Annotated in this window: 4 protein-coding genes; all 4 read left to right on the plus strand. The window is 46.2% G+C overall.

Annotated features, from left to right (window positions below; all coding sequences use genetic code 11):
* The first annotated feature begins 602 nt into the window (after positions 1–602).
* A complete protein-coding gene (gene sdhC, locus ACTHUT_RS15040; protein ID WP_003686156.1) occupies positions 603–980 on the plus strand; it encodes a succinate dehydrogenase, cytochrome b556 subunit in 378 nt (125 codons plus the stop codon).
* Positions 974–1,315, plus strand: a complete 342-nt coding sequence (sdhD, locus tag ACTHUT_RS15045) for a succinate dehydrogenase, hydrophobic membrane anchor protein (RefSeq protein WP_003678837.1) — start codon at positions 974–976, stop codon at positions 1,313–1,315. Before sdhC ends, sdhD begins: the two co-directional genes overlap by 7 nt.
* Positions 1,316–1,317: 2 nt before the next feature.
* Positions 1,318–3,081, plus strand: coding sequence for a succinate dehydrogenase flavoprotein subunit (gene sdhA / locus ACTHUT_RS15050; RefSeq protein WP_004519265.1), 1,764 nt, complete (start codon positions 1,318–1,320; stop codon positions 3,079–3,081).
* Positions 3,082–3,200: 119 nt separating this feature from the next.
* Positions 3,201–3,908 carry a succinate dehydrogenase iron-sulfur subunit gene (locus ACTHUT_RS15055; RefSeq protein ID WP_002241462.1) on the plus strand — a complete coding sequence of 236 codons (708 nt, stop codon included), beginning with the start codon at positions 3,201–3,203 and terminating at the stop codon, positions 3,906–3,908.
* Positions 3,909–3,936 lie beyond the last annotated feature (28 nt).

The raw sequence follows: 3,936 nt of genomic DNA on the forward strand, positions 1-3,936 counted from the left end.
ATTTAAATCAGGACAAGGCGACGAAGCCGCAGACAGTACAGATAGTACGGAACCGATTCACTTGGTGCTTCAGAACCTTAGAGAATCGTTCTCTTTGAGCTAAGGCGAGGCAACGCCGTACTGGTTTAAAGTTAATCCACTATATCTTTTCAGACGGCCTTGTCCATCAAATTTGGCACATTATTTCACACACGGATTGTCTAAAACAACCGAGACATTGCGTTCGGCTTTGTTCATATACGTCATGTGGACTTTCTTGCCTTTGAACTCTGCTTCAACGACAGATTCCTTTGTAAAGATTAGGTATCAAGAGTGAGAATTTATCTCACAATAGATACAATTCTCAAATAATAATGATGTTATCGTAAGTGCTTTGATGGGGAGATGGCTTAATTGCAGGAAAGTAACAAAAAAGGCTAGCCACGCAAAAAAAAATCTAAGAATGATTGTTTGATTTTATTAGTCTTTTGGTAAAAATCATTAGAGCATTCATAAATTGCACTGTTCAAAATGAGATAAAACAGGTAAATTATGGTTTATGTAGCTTATTGTAGTGCTGAGCTATAGGTTTTGAGCTGATAATAAATCTAGAGGAACTGACCATGTCCGCCAAATCACGCCCGGTATTTTTGGAAATTCCGAATATCCGATTGCCCATACCGGGGATTGTATCTATTCTTCACCGTATCAGCGGCGTCGGCTTGTTTGTGATGCTGCCTGTTCTCTTGTATTTCTTCTCTGGAACGCTGGATCGCGAAGCGTCGTTTGAAGCATATCGTTCTGCTATCTCCAATCCGTTTGTGAAGCTGATCCTTATCGGTCTGTTGTGGGCATATCTGCACCACTTTTTCGCCGGTATCCGCTTTCTGTTTTTGGATGTACACAAAGGCTTGGAATTAAATACTGCCCGTGCTACTGCTAAAGTTGTATTTGCTTCTGCTTTGATTCTGACTGTCGTTTTGGGAGCTTTGTTATGGTAGAACGTAAATTGACAGGTGCGCATTACGGTTTGCGCGATTGGGCAATGCAACGTGCAACTGCGGTCATCATGTTGGTATATACCGTGGTTCTTTTGGTTGTTTTGTTTACGTTGCCTAAAGAATATTCGGCATGGCAGGCATTTTTTGATCAGACTTGGGTGAAAGTATTTACCCAAGTGAGCTTCTTGGCCGTATTCCTGCATGCATGGGTAGGTATCCGCGATTTGTGGATGGACTACATTAAGCCTTTCGGCCTGCGTTTGTTTTTACAAGTTGCCACCATCGTTTGGTTGGTAGGCTGCTTGGTGTATTCAGTTAAAGTAATTTGGGGGTAAATATGGGTTTTCCTGTTCGCAAGTTTGATGCCGTGATTGTTGGCGGTGGTGGTGCAGGTTTACGCGCAGCCCTCCAATTGTCTAAATCCGGCCTGAATTGTGCTGTTTTGTCTAAAGTGTTTCCAACCCGTTCTCATACTGTAGCGGCTCAAGGCGGTATTTCTGCTTCATTAGGTAATGTACAGGAAGACCGTTGGGATTGGCACATGTACGATACCGTGAAAGGTTCCGACTGGTTGGGTGATCAAGATGCGATTGAATTTATGTGTCGCGCAGCGCCTGAAGCCGTAATTGAGTTGGAACACATGGGTATGCCTTTCGACCGTGTGGAAAGCGGTAAAATCTACCAACGTCCTTTCGGCGGGCACACTGCCGAACACGGTAAACGTGCGGTAGAGCGTGCATGTGCGGTTGCCGACCGTACCGGTCATGCGATGTTGCATACTTTGTACCAACAAAACGTCCGTGCCAATACGCAATTCTTTGTGGAATGGACGGCGCAAGATTTGATTCGTGATGAAAACGGCGACGTAGTCGGTGTGACCGCCATGGAAATGGAAACCGGCGAAGTTTATATTTTCCACGCTAAAGCTGTGATGTTTGCTACCGGTGGTGGCGGTCGTATTTATGCGTCTTCTACCAATGCTTATATGAATACCGGTGACGGTTTGGGTATTTGTGCCCGTGCAGGTATTCCGTTGGAAGACATGGAATTCTGGCAATTCCACCCGACCGGTGTAGCCGGTGCCGGTGTATTGATTACCGAGGGAGTACGCGGTGAGGGCGGTATTCTGTTGAATGCCGATGGCGAACGCTTTATGGAACGTTATGCTCCGACTGTAAAAGACTTGGCTTCCCGTGACGTGGTTTCCCGTGCGATGGCAATGGAAATTTACGAAGGTCGCGGCTGCGGTAAAAACAAAGACCACGTTTTGCTGAAAATCGACCATATCGGCGCAGAAAAAATTATGGAAAAACTGCCGGGCATCCGTGAGATTTCCATTCAGTTTGCCGGTATCGACCCGATTAAAGACCCGATTCCTGTTGTGCCGACTACCCACTACATGATGGGCGGTATTCCGACCAACTATCATGGCGAAGTTGTCGTTCCGCAAGGTGAAGATTATGAAGTGCCTGTAAAAGGTCTGTATGCAGCAGGTGAGTGCGCTTGTGCTTCCGTACACGGTGCGAACCGCTTGGGTACTAACTCCCTGTTGGACTTGGTGGTATTCGGTAAAGCTGCCGGCGACAGCATGATTAAATTCATCAAAGAGCAAAGCGACTGGAAACCTCTGCCTGCTAATGCAGGTGAGTTGACCCGCCAACGTATCGAGCGTTTGGACAACCAAACCGATGGCGAAAATGTTGATGCATTGCGTCGCGAGCTGCAACGCTCCGTACAACTGCACGCCGGTGTGTTCCGTACCGATGAGATTCTGAGCAAAGGCGTTCGAGAAATCATGGAGATTGCCGAGCGCGTGAAACGTACTGAAATCAAAGACAAGAGCAAAGTGTGGAATACCGCGCGTATCGAAGCTTTGGAATTGGATAATCTGATTGAAGTAGCGAAAGCGACTTTGGTGTCCGCCGAAGCGCGTAAAGAATCGCGTGGCGCACACGCTTCAGACGACCATCCTGAGCGCGATGACGAAAACTGGATGAAACATACCCTGTATCATTCAGATACCAATACTTTGTCTTACAAACCGGTACATACCAAGCCTTTAAGCGTGGAATACATCAAACCGGCTAAACGCGTTTATTGATGAGGTTTCAGACGGCCTTTACCTTAAAGGCCGTCTGAAACCTAACCATACCCACATTGAACTGCTTGAATTCATAATACAAAATCATTGGGCAGTTTATGAGAAAAGGAACACTTCTCATGGAAAAAATGAGTTTTGAAATTTACCGTTACAACCCGGACGTTGATGCCAAACCTTATATGCAACGTTACGAGTTGGAATTGGAACCAACCGACGTTAAACTTTTGGACGCTTTAGTGCGCCTGAAAGCGCAAGACGATACATTGTCTTTCCGCCGTTCTTGCCGCGAAGGTATTTGCGGTTCTGACGGTATGAACATCAACGGCAAAAACGGCTTGGCATGTCTGACTGACCTGCGCGGCCTGAAACAGCCGGTTAAAATCCGTCCTCTGCCAGGTCTGCCTGTTATCCGCGACCTGATTGTGGATATGACCCAATTCTTTAAACAATATCACTCCATCAAACCTTACGTTGTCAACGATAACCCTATCGATGCGGACAAAGAGCGTCTGCAAACTCAGGAAGAGCGTAAAGAGTTGGACGGTTTGTACGAATGTATTTTGTGCGCCTGCTGTTCGACTGCCTGCCCGTCATTCTGGTGGAACCCTGATAAATTCGTTGGTCCGTCCGGTTTGCTGAATGCTTACCGTTTCATTGCGGATAGCCGTGATACCATCACTAATGAGCGTTTGGATAATTTGAACGACCCATACCGTCTGTTCCGTTGCCACACCATTATGAACTGCGTAGACGTATGTCCTAAACACTTGAATCCGACCCGAGCCATCGGTAAGATTAAAGAGATTATGTTGAAACGAGCCGTTTAAGAAATGATGGTTTTTGACGATATTGCCA

This window comes from Neisseria sp. P0022.S010 (assembly GCF_051956635.1).

Excerpts from the sequence above, each read along its gene's own strand:
- sdhD (WP_003678837.1), top strand. The coding sequence starts at position 974 with ATGGTAGAACGTAAATTGACAGGTGCGCATTACGGTTTGCGCGATTGG.
- sdhA (WP_004519265.1), top strand. The coding sequence starts at position 1,318 with ATGGGTTTTCCTGTTCGCAAGTTTGATGCCGTGATTGTTGGCGGTGGT.
- ACTHUT_RS15055 (WP_002241462.1), top strand. The coding sequence starts at position 3,201 with ATGGAAAAAATGAGTTTTGAAATTTACCGTTACAACCCGGACGTTGAT.
- sdhC (WP_003686156.1), top strand. The coding sequence starts at position 603 with ATGTCCGCCAAATCACGCCCGGTATTTTTGGAAATTCCGAATATCCGA.